Annotated in this window: 14 protein-coding genes; 8 read left to right on the forward strand and 6 right to left on the reverse strand. The window is 68.8% G+C overall.

The window, feature by feature from the left end; translation table 11 throughout:
• Positions 1-78: 78 nt before the first annotated feature.
• The 4 genes from G6N67_RS34560 to G6N67_RS34575 are packed head-to-tail and all read left to right on the forward strand — an operon-like array spanning position 79 to position 5,067.
• On the forward strand, positions 79-1,392 hold the full coding sequence (locus tag G6N67_RS34560) for an amino acid deaminase (RefSeq protein WP_036440556.1): 1,314 nt from the start codon (positions 79-81) through the stop codon (positions 1,390-1,392).
• Between the two features lie 11 nt (positions 1,393-1,403).
• The gene (locus tag G6N67_RS34565; protein ID WP_036439411.1) at positions 1,404-3,011 is read left to right on the forward strand and encodes an N-acyl-D-amino-acid deacylase family protein; all 1,608 of its coding nucleotides are present in this window, start codon (positions 1,404-1,406) and stop codon (positions 3,009-3,011) included.
• The gene (locus tag G6N67_RS34570; protein ID WP_036439409.1) at positions 3,008-3,637 is read left to right on the forward strand and encodes a bifunctional 4-hydroxy-2-oxoglutarate aldolase/2-dehydro-3-deoxy-phosphogluconate aldolase; all 630 of its coding nucleotides are present in this window, start codon (positions 3,008-3,010) and stop codon (positions 3,635-3,637) included. Before G6N67_RS34565 ends, G6N67_RS34570 begins: the two co-directional genes overlap by 4 nt.
• 38 nt (positions 3,638-3,675) lie before the next feature.
• Positions 3,676-5,067: a GntP family permease gene (locus tag G6N67_RS34575; RefSeq protein WP_036439407.1), complete on the forward strand. Its 1,392-nt coding sequence runs from the start codon at positions 3,676-3,678 to the stop codon at positions 5,065-5,067.
• A 73-nt stretch (positions 5,068-5,140) separates the two neighbouring features.
• Here G6N67_RS34575 and G6N67_RS34580 read toward each other — a convergent pair whose 3' ends face one another.
• The 4 genes from G6N67_RS34580 to infC are packed head-to-tail and all read right to left on the reverse strand — an operon-like array spanning position 5,141 to position 7,198.
• Complete coding sequence (locus tag G6N67_RS34580) at positions 5,141-5,884, reverse strand: TrmH family RNA methyltransferase (protein WP_036439405.1); 744 nt, start codon at positions 5,882-5,884, stop codon at positions 5,141-5,143.
• A 23-nt stretch (positions 5,885-5,907) separates the two neighbouring features.
• Positions 5,908-6,297: a 50S ribosomal protein L20 gene (gene rplT, locus G6N67_RS34585; RefSeq protein ID WP_005149096.1), complete on the reverse strand. Its 390-nt coding sequence runs from the start codon at positions 6,295-6,297 to the stop codon at positions 5,908-5,910.
• Between the two features lie 39 nt (positions 6,298-6,336).
• A complete protein-coding gene (rpmI, locus tag G6N67_RS34590; RefSeq protein WP_036439403.1) occupies positions 6,337-6,531 on the reverse strand; it encodes a 50S ribosomal protein L35 in 195 nt (64 codons plus the stop codon).
• A gap of 28 nt (positions 6,532-6,559) precedes the next feature.
• Entirely contained in the window at positions 6,560-7,198 is a 639-nt protein-coding gene (infC, locus tag G6N67_RS34595) for a translation initiation factor IF-3 (protein WP_163642553.1), read from the reverse strand.
• Positions 7,199-7,397: 199 nt separating this feature from the next.
• Between infC and G6N67_RS34600 the strand changes: the two genes are divergently transcribed.
• The 3 genes from G6N67_RS34600 to G6N67_RS34610 all read left to right on the forward strand — a co-directional run bounded on the left by G6N67_RS34600 (position 7,398) and on the right by G6N67_RS34610 (position 12,543).
• Positions 7,398-7,757 (forward strand): DUF1844 domain-containing protein, encoded by a 360-nt coding sequence (locus G6N67_RS34600; RefSeq protein WP_036439399.1) that lies wholly within the window; start codon positions 7,398-7,400, stop codon positions 7,755-7,757.
• A 68-nt stretch (positions 7,758-7,825) separates the two neighbouring features.
• A complete protein-coding gene (gene lysX / locus G6N67_RS34605) occupies positions 7,826-11,128 on the forward strand; it encodes a bifunctional lysylphosphatidylglycerol synthetase/lysine--tRNA ligase LysX (RefSeq protein ID WP_036439397.1) in 3,303 nt (1,100 codons plus the stop codon).
• Between the two features lie 47 nt (positions 11,129-11,175).
• Positions 11,176-12,543: an alpha/beta hydrolase gene (locus G6N67_RS34610; protein ID WP_036439395.1), complete on the forward strand. Its 1,368-nt coding sequence runs from the start codon at positions 11,176-11,178 to the stop codon at positions 12,541-12,543.
• 4 nt (positions 12,544-12,547) lie between these two features.
• Here the strand turns inward: G6N67_RS34610 and G6N67_RS34615 are convergent, their stop codons facing one another.
• Together G6N67_RS34615 and G6N67_RS34620 are read right to left on the reverse strand one after the other, a co-directional pair.
• On the reverse strand, positions 12,548-13,639 hold the full coding sequence (locus G6N67_RS34615; protein ID WP_036439393.1) for a hypothetical protein: 1,092 nt from the start codon (positions 13,637-13,639) through the stop codon (positions 12,548-12,550).
• Entirely contained in the window at positions 13,636-14,967 is a 1,332-nt protein-coding gene (locus G6N67_RS34620) for a hypothetical protein (RefSeq protein WP_051579152.1), read from the reverse strand. The genes G6N67_RS34615 and G6N67_RS34620 overlap by 4 nt, the downstream gene beginning before the upstream one ends.
• Before the next feature lie 85 nt (positions 14,968-15,052).
• On the opposite strand from G6N67_RS34620, the gene G6N67_RS34625 reads away from it, so the two are divergent.
• On the forward strand, positions 15,053-15,490 hold the full coding sequence (locus G6N67_RS34625; RefSeq protein WP_370466159.1) for a hypothetical protein: 438 nt from the start codon (positions 15,053-15,055) through the stop codon (positions 15,488-15,490).
• Positions 15,491-15,492: the final 2 nt, after the last annotated feature.

Consider the following 15,492-nt stretch of genomic DNA (forward strand, 5'->3'; position numbering starts at 1 on the left):
ATGTTAGACATATCACACCACATGTTGCAACTCTGATTGCACTATATGCAACATAGCAGTTCACAGACGGGACGGATGATGACAACGCACGGCGGGTCGACACTGGATCGACGCGCGCTCGACGGCATGGCCGCCGAGCGGCTGACCGGACTGGACAAGGCGCTGCCCCTCACGGCGGACGGCCTGACGACGGCGGAGTTCCTCGCGACCGAGCCTCGGCTGTCGGCACTCACGACACCCGTGTTGACGCTGGACGATTCCGCGATCGAGGAAAACCTCGCCGCGATGGCCGCATGGTGCACAGCGCACGGCATCGATCTCGCTCCGCACGGCAAGACGACGATGTCGCCCGTCCTCTGGGATCGCCAATTGCGTTCCGGGTCATGGGGCATCACGCTCGCCACGCCCGCCCAGGTCCGCGTCGGTGTGCATTTCGGGGTCCGGCGCATCATTCTCGCCAACGCCCTCGTCGATCCGGCAGCGCTGCGCTGGCTGGCCCAGGCCCTCGCGGACCAGCCCGATCTGGAAGTCTTCACCTGGGCCGACTCGACGGCCACGGTCGATGCCATGGAAACCGCGCTCACGGGCGTCGCGGTGCCGCGCCCGATCCCGGTGCTGGTGGAACTGGGCGCACACGGCGGGCGGACCGGGGCGCGAACCGTCGACGAGGCGACCGCCGTCGCCAAACGCCTCGCGGCCAGCGCGGTCCTGGAGGCGGCCGGGGTGTGCGGCTACGAGGGCGCACTCGCACACGACGACTCCGAGCCCTCGCTGTCGCGCGTCCGGCAGTATCTGGAGGAGATGGCCCGGCTGCACCGACAGCTCGACACCGAGGGGCACTACCGGTCCGACCGGGAGATCTACGTAACCGCGGGCGGCAGTGCGTATTTCGACGTCGTGGCGGACGTGCTGGCGCCGCTGGCCGGCGGGCGGACGCGAGTGGTGGTCCGTGCCGGCGCCTACGTCATCCACGACGACGGCTTCTACACCGGGATCACACCGTTCAGCCGTGGCGATGCCGCGCAGCACTACCGGTTGCGGTCCGCAATGCACGCATGGGCTCGCGTGGTGTCGCGTCCCGAACCCGGCTTGGCGCTGCTCGACGCCGGAAAGCGTGACGTGCCGTTCGACGAGGGACTGCCGATGCCACAACTCGTGGCCGACGATCTCGGGGCACCCGCGCGTCCGCTCAGCGAGGCCCGGGTCACCGCGGTCAACGATCAGCATGCATTCCTGGCCATCCCACCGGAGACCGAGCTCAAGATCGGTGACGTGGTGCGGTTGGGTCTGTCACACCCGTGCACGGCATTCGACAAGTGGCGGTGGATCCCGGTGCTCGACGGGTCCGGTGACGATCCCCGCGTGGTCGACCTCCTGCGCACCTACTTCTGAGCCGGATTGCCATGCGTACCCTGATCCGCTCCGCGACCGTGATCGACGGCACCGAGACTGCCCGCTATCAGGCTGACGTACTCGTCGAGGACGGCCGGATCGCCGCGATCCACACCGAGTCCGCGCAGTCGCCCGGCGCGGATCGGGTCATCGACGCGACCGGTCTGGTGCTCGCGCCGGGATTCATCGACATGCACGCCCATTCGGACCTGCAGATCCTGCTCAATCCGACCCACCCGTCGCGGATCACCCAGGGGGTCACCACGGAGGTGCTGGGACAGGACGGCTTGTCGTATGCGCCGGTCACGTCCGAGGTGCTGGCCGTGGTGCGCCGCAAGATCGCCGGCTGGAATTCCGACCCCTCCGATTTCGACTTCGACTGGCGTTCGGTCGGTGACTACCTGGACCGGCTGGACCGTGGAATCGCCACCAACGCAGCATATCTGGTGCCACACGGGGTCGTGCGCGCCCTCGTGGTCGGGTGGGACGACATTCCGGCCACGCCTGAGCAGATCGCCGAGATGCAGCGCATCGTCGGCCAGGCCATGTCCGAAGGGGCGGTCGGGCTCTCCGCCGGACTGACCTACACGCCCGGAATGTACGCCGACAACGACGAATTGCTGGCGCTGTGCCGAACCGTCGCCGAGTACGGGGGCTACTTCTCCCCGCACCACCGCTCGTACGGGGCCGGTGCCATGGAGGCCTACGCGGAGATGGTCGATCTGACCTCACGCGCGGGATGCGCGCTGCACCTGGCTCACACGACACTCAACTTCGGACCCAACAAGGGGCGGGCCCCCGAACTGCTCGCCCTGCTCGACGCGGCCACCGAGGCAGGCGCCGACATCAGCCTCGACACCTACCCCTACCTCCCCGGCGCCACCACGCTGTCGGCGATCCTGCCCAGTTGGTCGTCCGCAGGCAGCACCGAGGAGACGCTGGCCCGGCTGACCGATCCGGAGGCGCTCACCCGAATCCGCGAACACCTCGAGGTCACCGGTTCCGACGGCTGCCACGGGGTGACCGCCGAGTGGAACACCATCGAGATCAGCGGGGTGGGCCACGACGAGCTCAATCACTATGTGGGACAGACCATCGAGCAGATCGCGACCGCCGAGGGCCGTGATCCGTTCGACGTGTGCATCGACATTCTGCTCCGCGACGAGCTCGCGAGCGGAATCCTGCAGCACGTCGGGCACGAGGAGAACGTACAGGCAATCATGCAGCACCCCAGGCACACCGGCGGCAGCGACGGGCTGCTGGTCGGCGCCAAACCGCACCCGCGTGGCTGGGGCACGTTCGCGCGCTATCTCGGGCACTACTGCCGCGATCTGGGACTGATGTCGCTCGAAGAGTGCGTCGGCCACCTCAGCGGCCGCGCCGCCACCCGGCTGCGGCTCGTCGACCGCGGCTTCATCCGTCCCGGCTACGCCGCGGATCTGGTGCTGTTCGACCCGGACACGGTCGCCGACACCGCAACCTTCGACCAGCCCCGCCAGGCCGCGGCGGGCTTCACCCACGTCTTCGTGCGCGGCCAATTGGCGCTCGACGACGGCGAACTCACCGGTGTGACGGCGGGGCGATCGCTGCGCCGCGGTGCCGATGGAGGTGTGCGATGACTGCGCTGGAGATTCTGCGGGAGGACCGCGTCCTGACCGTGGTGCGGGCCGACACGATTCCCGACGCCGCCGACCTGTGCCACGCGATCGCCGCAGGCGGCATCCGCACGGTTGAACTGACCTTCACCACCCCGGGCGTGCTGGATCACGTACGGCGGTGCGCCGACGCGGTTTCCGCCGCAGGCATCCTGCTCGGCCTGGGTACCGTGATGACCGGCGACCAGGCCGCCGCAGCGATCGACGCCGGGGCGCGTTTCCTGGTCACCCCGGGCCTGCGCCCCGACGTCGCCGCGGTCGCGGTGGCCAACGGCATACCGGTCTTCCTCGGCGCGCTGACTCCCACCGAGGTGGCCGCCGCCGTGGATCTCGGCTCGGCCGCCGTGAAGATCTTCCCGGCCGGCAGCGTCGGGCCGAAGTATCTGTCCGACTTGCATGGTCCGTATCCCGAGGTCGAGTTGTTGCCGTCGGGCGGGATAACCGCCGAGAACGCGCGCACCTACCTCGACTCCGGCGCGCTTGCGGTGTGCGCCGGCACCGGCGTCGTACCGCCAGCCGCGGTCGCCGCGGGCGATTGGTCCGACATCACCAGCCGGGCACGCACTTTCGTCGACGCGCTGACCGACTGACCCCATCGCCCCACTCCGAACCCACGCCGGGAGCATTCATGACCTCATTCGTGAACTGGCTGCAACACGACACCGCGGGGCTGCTGACGCTGGCCGCAGTGTCCATCGCGGTATTGCTGCTGCTGATCATCAGACTCAAGCTCGAGCCGTTCATCGCGTTGATCGTGGTGAGCGTCGCGGTCGCGCTCGTCGCGGGCATCCCGGTGAGCGACCTGGTCGGCACCCCCGCCAAGGCCGCGGATTCATTGCTGGAGAAGGGCTTCGGCAGCATCCTCGGCCACATCACGGTGATCATCGGTCTCGGCACCGTGCTCGGGGCGATGCTGGAACGATCCGGTGGGGCTGACGTGCTCACCACGCGATTGCTGAACCTGTTCGGCCCCAAGGGCGCTCCCCTGGCCATGGGCGTCACGGGTCTGGTGCTAGGCATCCCGGTGTTTTTCGACATCGGCATCTTCATCCTCGCGCCGCTGGTGTACGTGGCGGCCAAGCGGGGCGGCAAGTCGATGGTGATGTACGCGCTGCCGATGCTCGCCGGCCTGTCGATGACGCATGCGTTCCTGCCGCCGCACCCCGGTCCGGTCGCGGCGGCCGGTCTGCTGCACGTCAGCCTCGGGTGGATCATCATCATGGGTCTCGCGTGCGGCATCCCGGCCTGGTTCGTCAGCGGTGTCGCGTGGGGTTCGTGGATCGGCAAACGCATCCAGGTCGAGGTGCCCGAGGAGTTCGTTCCCGAAGAGGACGAGGCAGATACCACCAATCCCCCGTCGATCGGGTTGATCGCCTTCATCATCCTGGCACCGATGGTGCTGATCCTGGCCGCCACTGTCGCCGATGTCATGCTCGACAGCGGTCGGCTCCTGGCGGTGCTCACCCTCGTCGGCACCCCGGCCATCGCATTGACCATCGCAGTGTTGCTCTCGTTGTATCTCCTGGGAATCCGGCGGGGTGTCTCCGCGGCCGAGCTTGCCAAGATCTCCGCGGCGTCGCTGCGCCCGGTCGGCATGATCCTGCTCGTGGTGGGTGCCGGCGCGTTCTTCGGCGCAGTGCTGCGCGCAACCGGCATCGGTCAGGCCCTCGCCGACTCGATGACCGCGATCGGACTGCCCGTCATCCTGTCCGCCTATCTGATCAGCTGCGCGCTGCGGATCGCGCAGGGCTCGGCGACGGTCGCGATCGTCACCACCGCGGGCATCATCGAAACGTCGATCGGTGCAGGCAATTACAGTCCAGCCCAGATCGCTCTGATCGTGGTTGCGGTGTCCGCCGGGTCGATCATCGCGAGCCACGTGAACGACGGCGGCTTCTGGATCGTGTCGCGGTACTTCAACATGTCGGTCAAGGACACCTTGAAGACCTGGACCGTGCTGGAGACCATCCTGTCGGTGGTCGGCTTCGCGATGGCGGGGCTGATCTGGCTGGTGATCTAGGCCGTTTCCCCGCGAACAGACGCGTGCGTACCCCAAACGCGACATTTTGGGGTACGCGCGCGTCTGCTCGGCGTCAAGGGTGAAGCGCCTGCGCGCTCTCGTACAGACAGATCGATGCGGCGGCCGCGACATTGAGGCTCTCGGCGCTGCCCCGCATGGGAATCCGGACGCGGGCATCGGCCGCGGCGGCGACGTCTGCCGCAAGGCCGTGCGCCTCCGAGCCGAACAGCCACGCCGTCGGCTTCGTCAGATCGGCTGTGGGCAGCGGGGTTTCACCGTCGAGCGTGGTGGCCAGCACCTGCAGGCCCGCGCTGCGCAGGCCCGCGAGAAGCTCGTAGGTGTCGGGCGCCTGCACGACGGGCAGCGCGAAGATGCTGCCGGCCGACGATCGCAGGCATTTGCCGTTGTAGGGGTCGACGCTGTTGCCGGCCAGGATCACGGCGTCGGCACCCATGGCGTCGGCCAAGCGGATCAGCGTGCCGGCGTTGCCCGGTTCGGACGTCTCCACGGCGACCGCCACCAACCGGGGTGCACTCGCGAGAACGTCGTCGAGCGAGGTCTCGGGTAGCCGGCAGACCGCCACCAGACCGACCGGGGTCACGGTGTCCGACAACGCCTTTGCCGCGCGGTCGGTCACCAGCTGCACGGGTGCACCGTCCAGCAGCGAGCCGAACCGGTCGAGTGCGGCCTCGGTCGCGAAGACCTCGGAAACAAGTCCGCGCCGCAACGCGGCCTCGACGAGGTTCGGTCCCTCGGCAAGGAAGCGTGCGGCGCGGCGGCGCCCGACGTGGCGGTGCAATTTGACCGCAGCCGCCACTCGGGCAGAACGCTCGGTGAGCGTCAGGCGGCCTCTCCGGATGGCGCATTGACGTCTTCGGGCAGGGCAGCCTTGGCGGCCTCGACCAGCGCGGTGAACGCAGCCGGGTCGCTCACGGCGATCTCGGCGAGGTTCTTGCGGTCCACCTCGATACCGGCGGCCTTGAGGCCCTGGATCAGCCGGTTGTAGGTGATGTCGTTGGCGCGGGCCGCGGCGTTGATGCGGGAGATCCACAGCTTGCGGAACTCGCCCTTGCGGGCGCGACGGTCGCGGTAGGCGTAGGTCAGCGAATGCAGCTGCTGCTCTTTGGCCTTGCGGTACAGGCGGGACCGCTGGCCGCGGTAGCCCTTCGAGGCCTTCAGTACGGTGCGCCGCTTCTTCTGGGCGTTGAGTGCGCGCTTCACGCGTGCCATGGGGGTGTTCCTATCGTTTCGGTATCGGGAGCGGCGGTACTAGCCGTTGAGCATCTTGTTGACGCGGCCGGTGTCGTTGGCGGCAACCACGGTGCGGCCGTCCAGCCGGCGGGTGCGCTTGGTGGCCTTGTGCTCAAGCAGGTGGCGGCGGCCGGCCTTCTGGCGCACGATCTTGCCGGTCCCGGTCTTGCGGAAGCGCTTCGATGCTCCGCTGTGCGTCTTCGCCTTGGGCATGGATCCTCAGTTCTGTCTTGGTGTGGTTCTACGTGGCGTCTGGTTCTTCGGTGGCCGGCTGCCCGCCAGGGCGCTCAGCCTGTTCCGCGGCCTTGGCGCGAGTCTTCGCGCCGCGGTGCGGTGCCAGCACCATCGTCATGTTGCGGCCGTCCTGCTTGGCTGACGTCTCGACGAAGCCGTACTCGGCGACATCGGCGCCCAGCCGCTGCAGCAGCCGGTAGCCCAGCTCGGGCCGCGACTGCTCACGTCCGCGGAACATGATGGTCACCTTGACCTTGGACCCGGCTTCGAGGAAGCGGACCACGTGGCCCTTCTTCGTCTCGTAGTCGTGATCGTCGATCTTGGGACGCAGCTTCTGTTCCTTGACGACGGTCTGCTGCTGGTTTTTGCGAGACTCGCGCGCCTTCTGAGCCGTCTCGTACTTGTACTTGCCGTAGTCCATGATCTTGCAGACCGGCGGTCTGGCGTTCGGGGCAACTTCGACAAGGTCGAGATCGGCGTCCGCGGCGACGCGGAGGGCGTCTTCGATGCGCACGATGCCTACCTGCTCACCACCTGGTCCAATCAGGCGGACTTCGGGTACGCGGATGCGCTCGTTGACGCGGGTCTCAGTGCTGATGGGGCCTCCTATGTTGGTCTGGCGAAGAGACCCAACCCCAATCAACAGAAAAGCCCTGCTCACAGCAGGGCCCAATGCCGACCGATCACGGCTCGCGCCGCCTGCACCTCCACTTCTGGAGCACAGAACCGGCATCCGTGGATGCCGGTGACCGGACCGCTGTACCGGTATGGTCAGCGGTGGGAGTGGGACTCCACTTACTGTCCTGGCGTACGCCGGGACGGTCGCGCATGACACTCTACCAGTTATGACGGATCCGATCGAAACGCCCGATCCAACGCAACCCCAGGTTCGTGAGCTCGCGGAGATCCCCGCCGTGGAGGTGATCACCCGGGCGGCGGTCATGTTGATGAGCGCCGCGGCCGAGAAGATCGGGCTGTCGTCCGAGGATCCCGACGACAGCCCGCACCGCGATCTCGACGAGGCCCGCCGCCTGATCACGGCGCTGGCCGGGCTGGTGACGTCATCGGCGGAGTACCTCGGGCTGCACGCGGGGCCGCTGCGCGACGGCCTCAAGAGCCTGCAACTGGCCTTCCGCGAAGCCAGTGCGGCCCCCGACGAACCCGGCCACGGCCCGGGCGAGAAGTACACCGGACCGGTCTGGTAGCGGCGCAAACACCGCAGTCCAGGCGCGTTCCAACTTTTTCCCGGTTTCAGCGCCTATCCTCCCGGCATATGACCGTTACGAGCCGCGTCACTCGTCCCGGGGTGCGGCCTAGTTCCAGATTTGCCTGGGTACCCGCGGCAGCGGGCTGGACCGTCGGCGTCATCGCGACCCTGTCGCTGATCGCCAGCGTCTCGCAGACCGTGCGCTGGGTCATCCGGGTGCCACGCGAGTTCGTCAACGACTACGTCTTCAACTTCCCCGACACCAGCTTTGCGTGGGCGTTCGTGCTGGCCCTGCTGGCCGCGGCGCTGGCTGCCCGCAAACGCATCGCGTGGTGGATCCTGGTGCTCTACATGGTGGGCGCCGTCGGCTGGAACCTCGGCGACCTCGCGACCGGTGGCGACCCGGTCGCCGATGACATCGGCGAGGTCATCGGCCTGGTGCTCCACGTCGCGGCCATCGTGTTCCTGCTACTGGCCCGCAACCAGTTCTGGGCCAGGGTGCGCCGCGGTGCGCTGCTGAAATCGGCCGTGGTGCTGCTCGCCGGCATGGCGGTCGGCATCCTCGCGGCATGGGGCCTTTTGGAGATGTTCCCCGGAACGTTGGAGCCCGAGTGGCGACTGCCCTATGCCGTCAACCGCGTCAGCGGGTTCGCGACCGTCCCCACCGAGACCTTCGAGGGCTACTCGCACACGTTCCTCAACGCGATCTTCGGTCTGTTCGGCGCGCTGGCGCTGATGGCCGCAGCCATCGTGCTGTTCCAGTCGCAGCGTGCCACGAATGCCCTCACGGGCGAGGACGAGTCGGCCATCCGTGGGCTCCTGGAGCTGTACGGCAAGAACGACTCGCTCGGCTACTTCGCGACCCGCCGCGACAAGTCGGTGGTGTTCGCCCCCAACGGCCGCGCAGCGATCACCTACCGCGTCGAGGTCGGCGTGTGCCTGGCCAGTGGGGATCCGCTGGGCGACCCGAAGGCCTGGCCGCAGGCCATCGATGCGTGGTTGCAGCTGTGCCAGACCTACGGCTGGGCGCCGGGCGTGATGGGCGCGAGTTCGGCGGCGGCCGAGGCGTTCCGCGCCGCCGGGCTCAACGCGCTGCAGCTCGGTGACGAGGCGATCCTGCACCCGGACAACTTCCGGTTGTCGGGCCCCGACATGCGCGCGGTGCGCCAGGCCGTGACCCGGGCCCGCCGGGCCGGGACGACGGTACGCATCCGCCGGCACCGCGAGTTGTCCGGCGCCGAGATGGCCGACGTGATCAATCGGGCAGACGCGTGGCGCGACACCGAGACCGAACGCGGCTTCTCGATGGCACTCGGCCGGCTCGGCGACCCCGCCGACGGGGACTGCCTGCTGGTCGAGGCCGTGCAGAACGATGAAGCGGTCGCATTGCTCTCACTCGTGCCGTGGGGCACCAACGGCGTGTCTCTCGACGTCATGCGCCGGTCCCCCAAGTCGCCAAACGGCACCATCGAGCTGATGGTCAGCGAACTCTGTATGCAAGCGGAAGGCATTGGTGTCAGCCGCATTTCGCTGAACTTCGCGATGTTCCGGTCGGCGTTCGAGCAGGGCGCCCAGCTGGGCGCGGGCCCGGTGCTGCGGTTGTGGCGCGCGCTGCTGGTGTTCTTCTCCCGCTGGTGGCAACTGGAGACCCTGTACCGCTCGAACATGAAGTATCAGCCCGAGTGGGTGCCGCGCTATGCGTGCTACGAAGACGCCCGGCTAATCCCACGGGTCGGCGTAGCCTCGGTCATCGCCGAAGGCTTCCTGGTGCTGCCGTTCTCGCGGCGCAACAAACAGCACACGGGTGAGCACGTCGCCGCACCGGCGAACCTGGTCGAATCGGGACGGCTGCACCACGACGGCAGCGCGCCCGACCTGACCGGCCTGCCCACGGAGCAGCCGGATCCCGAGGAGCGGTTGCCCGAGCAGGTCCGCGTGCGGCTGGCCAAGCTCAAGGCATTGCAGGCCAACGGCGTCGACGCCTACCCGGTCGGCGAGGCGCCGAGTCACACCGTCGCGCAGGCCCTGGCCGCGGACGGCGAGCACGTGACGGTGGCCGGGCGGATCCTGCGCGTCCGCGACTACGGTGGCGTGCTGTTCGCCCAGCTGCGGGACTGGTCCGGCGAAGTGCAACTGCTGCTGGACAATTCACGCCTGGCCGACGGATCGACCGCGGACTTCACGGCGTCGATCGACCTCGGGGATCTGATCGAGGTGTCCGGCTGCATGGGCTACAGCCGCAAAGGCGCCCAGTCGCTGCTGGTCGACAGCTGGCGGCTGATCGGGAAATGCCTGCGCCCGCTGCCGGACAAATGGAAGGGCCTCACCGATCAGGAGGCCCGGGTGCGCGCGCGGTATGTCGACCTGGCCGTCAACGCCGAGGCCCGCGAGCTGATCCGGGCCCGCAGCGGCGCTCTGCACGCCATCCGGGAAACCCTGTACGCCAAGGGTTTCCTTGAGGTGGAGACCCCGATCCTGCAGCAGATCCACGGTGGCGCGAACGCCAGACCGTTCCTCACCCACATCAATGCCTACGACCTGGACCTGTACCTGCGGATCGCGCCGGAGCTGTACCTCAAGCGACTCTGCGTGGGGGGCGTCGAGCGGGTCTTCGAGCTGGGCCGGGCGTTCCGCAACGAGGGTGTGGACTTCAGCCACAATCCCGAGTTCACGCTGCTGGAGGCCTACCAGGCACACGCCGACTACAACGTGTGGATCGACGGCTGCCGCGAGCTCATCCAGAACGCGGCCCAGGCCGCCAACGGTGCGCAGGTGTTCCTTCGACCACGCGCCGACGGTGTGCTGGAGCCCGTGGACATCTCCGGACCGTGGGCCATCAAGACCGTGCACGATGCGGTGTCGGAGGCCATCGGCGAACACATCACGGCCGACACCGACGTCGACACGCTGCGCAGGCTGTGCGATTCCGCGGCGATCCCGTACCTGACGCACTGGGACGCCGGCGCCGTGGTCCTGGAGATGTACGAGCACCTGGTCGAGGACCGCACCGAGGAGCCGACGTTCTACAAGGACTTCCCCACCTCGGTCTCGCCGTTGACTCGACCGCACCGCAGCATCGCCGGGGTTGCCGAACGGTGGGATCTGGTGGCCTGGGGCGTCGAGCTCGGCACGGCCTACAGCGAGCTGACCGACCCCGTCGAACAGCGCCGCCGGCTGCAGGAGCAGTCGTTGCTGGCGGCAGGCGGCGATCCGGAGGCGATGGAGCTCGACGAGGACTTCCTGCAGGCGATGGAGTACGCGATGCCGCCGACCGGCGGCCTCGGAATGGGAGTGGACCGCGTGGTCATGCTCATCACGGGCCGCAGTATCCGGGAGACGCTGCCGTTCCCGCTCGCCAAACCTCGTTAGCAGGCAGCTCACAGCCAACCGCAAGGATCGGCAGCCACGATGTTGCCGTGACCTTCAACCACCATCTGTCCCTGATGCACGGCTGGGTCCCCACGACAGTGCAGGTCGTGACCGCCCTGGTGCTGATCGCGGCGATCGGCTGGCGCAGCCGGCGGTGGCGGTTGATCTGGCTCCCCTTCGCGGCAAGCATCGGCGGTGTGCTGGCCGCGGCCACCTACTGGTACATCGAGGCGCAGGGCCTGTCCGACACCAGCAACCCGGCGCCACGCTCGCTGTGGGTGTGGGTGGCGCTGACGGGTGCGGCGGTCGTGGTTCTCATCGCGGGCTGGCGCACCAGCCGGTGGTGGCGACGCGGGGTTTCGACGCTTGCGGTGCCGATGAGCCTGCTGTGCGCGGCCCTGGCGCTCAACCTGTGGGTCGGCTACTTCCCGTGGGTCCAGACGGCGTGGAGTCAGCTGACGGCGGGACCGCTGCCCGACCAGACCGACGAGGTGACGGTGACCGCGTGGAAGCGCGAGGGCACCATCCCGGCCCAGGGCACGGTGGTGCCCGTGGAGATTCCGAACACCGCATCGGGGTTCCGCCACCGGGGTGAATACGTCTATCTGCCACCCGCCTGGTTCGCGAGCAACCCCGCACCGAAACTGCCGACCGTCATGATGATCGGCGGAGAGTTCAACACCCCCGCCGACTGGATGCGGGCCGGCAATGTCGTCAAGACCATGGACGACTTCGCCCGTGCCCATGAGGGATACGCACCGGTGCTGGTGTTCGTCGACCCCGGCGGGGCCTTCAACAACGACACCGAATGCGTCAACGGACCCCGCGGAAACTCGGCCGACCACCTCACCAAAGACGTTGTGCCGTATATGGACGCCCACTACGGCGTGAGCCCGGCCGCGGCCAACTGGGGCATCGTGGGCTGGTCGATGGGCGGCACGTGCGCGGTCGACCTGGCTGTCATGCACCCCGAGCTGTTCAGCGCGTTCGTCGACATCGCAGGTGACGCCGGGCCGAACTCCGGCACCAAGGCTCAGACCGTCGACCGGCTGTTCGGCGGAAAGACCGCGGCGTGGGAGGCGTTCGACCCGGCAACCGTGATCACGCGGCACGGCCAGTACCAGGGCGTGGCGGGCTGGTTCGACGTGAACGACGCAACCGGGGTGACCAAGACCGCGACGAAGGTGAGCGACCAGTCCAAGGCCGCGGACGCGCTGTGCTCGCTCGGCTCCAAGCACGGCATCGCGTGTGCGGTGGTGAGCCAGCCCGGTACCCACGACTGGCCGTTCGCGTCGCACGCCTTCGCGGCCGCGCTGCCCTGGCTGGCGGGTGCCATCGGCACCCCGCAGGTGCCTGCGACGGGACTGCCGCAGTCGTCGACGTCGGCGACCATCGTCCAGACCGCCGCGAAATAGCGCGTCAGTAGTCGGATTCGGCCGCCAGGAGCTCGGCCAGGAAAGCGTCGTCGGAAGGTTCCGCGAGTCGCGCGCGGGCCAGCGCGCGCACGCGGGCACGGGTCTCGGCGGGCTCCCCCGCCCCGGCGCCCACCGTGAGTTCGGCCGCCGACCAGTCCGTGTTCCACGCCTGCGCCTCGAGCAGCGGCGTGCCGTCGGCGTCGAGAATCGGCAGCGTCGCGCGACCCGCCGCGTCGAACACGCCGGAGCCGTGCCACGAGCCGCACCGCAAGGTCGCCGCGATGCCCGCCGCCTGATCGGGACCGGAGAGTGCCGCCTGCACAACGGCATCGACCGCGTCGGCACCCGCGCGGACAGTCCAGTCCACGGTGTGCTCCGCGGCGTCGAAAACGCCCGGTGGCACCGCCGACCACCTGACCGAGGCGACCCCCGCGGCGATCGCCGACCGGTCGGCCGCCGCACCCGCACCGCCGGCTGCCGCCAACGCGTAGTCGTCGCGGCGTGCCGGTGTGCCCACCGTCACCGTCCATGGCAGCCCGATGTCGTCGGCGATGTTCCGGCACTTGTCAACCAGCTCGGTGATCCGCGGATCACCTTCGCGGGCAAGGCTGTCCAGCGTCGCCAGGTGCGGCGCCAGCAGGCCCGTCACGTCCGAATCGAACGTGTCGTCGGCGAAGAAGTCCTCGGCTCCCACCGTCAGCACCGCAAGCTCGGCATCGAGCACCGCGGGATCGAGCGCGGTGATGGCGTCGCGGACGCTGGCAGGCCACCAGCGTCGCAACCAATGCCCGAAGGCCAACCGCCGCAAGGAATCCGCCGAGCCGGGCAGCACGCTCACGCCCGGCACCTCGACCGGTTCGGCCGGATCCCGGTACTGCAATGCCTCGGCGAGCGCGACATGGCCGGCCTCGCCGATCACGCGCCACAGCCAGTCGGCCCGGCGATGGTCGGTGAAGGTGATCACCGGTGGCTCGCCGACCGGGGCGTCGACGATCCAGCTCAGCACGGCGCCACTGACCTCAAGCACCGCGGCGAGCGGTCCGGGTGCCGGCGCGGCACCCGTGGCCCACAATCCCGATTCGGCGGCCAATCTCATCCCGACACCTGCAATTCCAGCATGGCCTTGATGCGCTGCCGGTGGTCGAGGCTCACCGACCGCGCCACGCCTTCGAGCAGCGCCCGGACGTCGTCGACATCCTCGCAGGATTCCTGCCAGACGTCGCGGCCATGCAAGCGGGCCCACAGCCTGCTCAGGTAGGGACGCGCGAACACCGCCAAGTCGTCGACCACCTGTTGTTGGCGGGGATGGATCGCGGAGCCATCGGCGAGATAGCGGCGCGCGTGCAGCACATAGGCTTCCTTGGCCAGGCGGGCCTGGATCCGAGCCGTCAGCTCATGGCGCGGCCGCGCCGAAACCTCAAGCGGTTTCAGCTCGTTGGCCACCTCGACGCCGGTCAGCAGACCGGCTTGCTTGTCCTCGGTCAGCAAGCCCCACGGGGCGCAGGCCCGGTCGACCTCCTCGGCGCACAGCAGCGGCACATCGGGCAGTTCGTCACGGTCGAGTGCGCGCCGCAGGGTGGCTCGCACGCGGTCGACCACGCTGCGATCCAGCGGGCGATCACCGGCGGCGTTCCCGTCGATCGACGGCGGCGCTTGGGGCGTAATGGAACTCAGTCCGATCTCGACGATGGACCAGGGCAGGCCGGAATCGGCCAGCCGCGCCTTGGCGCCCAGGTTGTACGGCGTCGCATCGGCGATCAGCGCCGACCACACGCGCTGCCGGGCCATCTCGGCGCGGTGGCTGGGTGCGGGGCCGAGCACTGTCGCCAGCCCGGCGAAAAACGGTCCGGTGATGGCGTTCGTCGGCTGCACGTCGCGCCAGCTGCGTTCGAGCTGCCGCCGCAACCGCGTGATCACCTGCGGATCGCCCACATGCTCGTTGAGCACCTCGATCGCGGTGCGGTCGCGGCCGTGGTGGATCTCGCGCAGCACCGCGGCCGCGGCCTGCCGGCCGCCGGGCGGGCCCTGGGTCACGGCGAGCTCGAAACACACCGGGAAATAGAGTTCCTGCGCGTTGCCGGTGGTGATGCGTTGTGCCCGGCGCTCCTGTTTGAGGACGACGAACCACGCGGCCGCCGCCCGCAACTGCGCGGCCTGCCCGACGATCGTCTCGTACATCGCCGCGGCGACATCCGGACCGAGCACCGGCGCGGAGAACTGGGTGTTGCTGCGCAGCCGCAGAACCAGAGGGTCGATGATGCGTTTGACGGTGCGGCGCAGCGGCCCACCGTCATCACCGCTGAGCACCTCGACACCGGGACCGACAGCGCGCCAAGCCCGGTCGATCACGGCGCGGCGGGGTTGGTCCGCCTGCTGGTCCGAACGCGACCGGGCACCCGGCGCTGCTTCCGACCCGATGCTCATCGGCACCAGGATAGAGCCACGGGTCCAAAAGTTGGGTTCGGTAGCGCTGTGCGAGCCTGACCCTGGTGCGATGACCGACGCCCTGATGCTCACCGTTGTCTGCTTCATCTGCGGCGGTGCCGCAGGTGCCGTCCTGTCCGCGGCGCGCCGCCGACGATGCGCGCGGCCCGACGACGAGGCAACCGAGCGCCTCGTCACGATCGAGGAGTTGGTCGCAGAGTTCGACCACATGCTGATCCGCAAAGGGTTGATGACCAGTGCACAGCTGGCACTGATCCGGCACGGCACCCGGTCACGCGGCGTCGTCACGGGCATGCGGGCCACCGGGACGGCACGCGAGGACTATCGCGAGGTCGAGCTCGACCTCATGGTCACCAGGCCCGGCGGCGGCCAGTTCCCGGCGACCGAGACCGCGCTGATTCCGGCGTCTTCACTGGCGAAGGTTTCGCCCGGCAGCGTCATCGACGCGTACTACCGGCCCGGCGACGAAGGCACCATCGCGGTGTGCGTCTCGCCCTGCTGAGC

It is taken from the genome of Mycolicibacterium mageritense, from assembly GCF_010727475.1.
GTDB classification, from domain to species: domain Bacteria; phylum Actinomycetota; class Actinomycetes; order Mycobacteriales; family Mycobacteriaceae; genus Mycobacterium; species Mycobacterium mageritense.

Excerpts from the sequence above, each read along its gene's own strand:
- G6N67_RS34560 (WP_036440556.1), top strand. The coding sequence starts at position 79 with ATGACAACGCACGGCGGGTCGACACTGGATCGACGCGCGCTCGACGGC.
- G6N67_RS34565 (WP_036439411.1), top strand. The coding sequence starts at position 1,404 with ATGCGTACCCTGATCCGCTCCGCGACCGTGATCGACGGCACCGAGACT.
- G6N67_RS34570 (WP_036439409.1), top strand. The coding sequence starts at position 3,008 with ATGACTGCGCTGGAGATTCTGCGGGAGGACCGCGTCCTGACCGTGGTG.
- G6N67_RS34575 (WP_036439407.1), top strand. The coding sequence starts at position 3,676 with ATGACCTCATTCGTGAACTGGCTGCAACACGACACCGCGGGGCTGCTG.
- rplT (WP_005149096.1), bottom strand. The coding sequence starts at position 6,297 with ATGGCACGCGTGAAGCGCGCACTCAACGCCCAGAAGAAGCGGCGCACC.
- rpmI (WP_036439403.1), bottom strand. The coding sequence starts at position 6,531 with ATGCCCAAGGCGAAGACGCACAGCGGAGCATCGAAGCGCTTCCGCAAG.
- G6N67_RS34600 (WP_036439399.1), top strand. The coding sequence starts at position 7,398 with ATGACGGATCCGATCGAAACGCCCGATCCAACGCAACCCCAGGTTCGT.
- lysX (WP_036439397.1), top strand. The coding sequence starts at position 7,826 with ATGACCGTTACGAGCCGCGTCACTCGTCCCGGGGTGCGGCCTAGTTCC.
- G6N67_RS34615 (WP_036439393.1), bottom strand. The coding sequence starts at position 13,639 with ATGAGATTGGCCGCCGAATCGGGATTGTGGGCCACGGGTGCCGCGCCG.
- G6N67_RS34620 (WP_051579152.1), bottom strand. The coding sequence starts at position 14,967 with ATGAGCATCGGGTCGGAAGCAGCGCCGGGTGCCCGGTCGCGTTCGGAC.
- G6N67_RS34625 (WP_370466159.1), top strand. The coding sequence starts at position 15,053 with ATGCTCACCGTTGTCTGCTTCATCTGCGGCGGTGCCGCAGGTGCCGTC.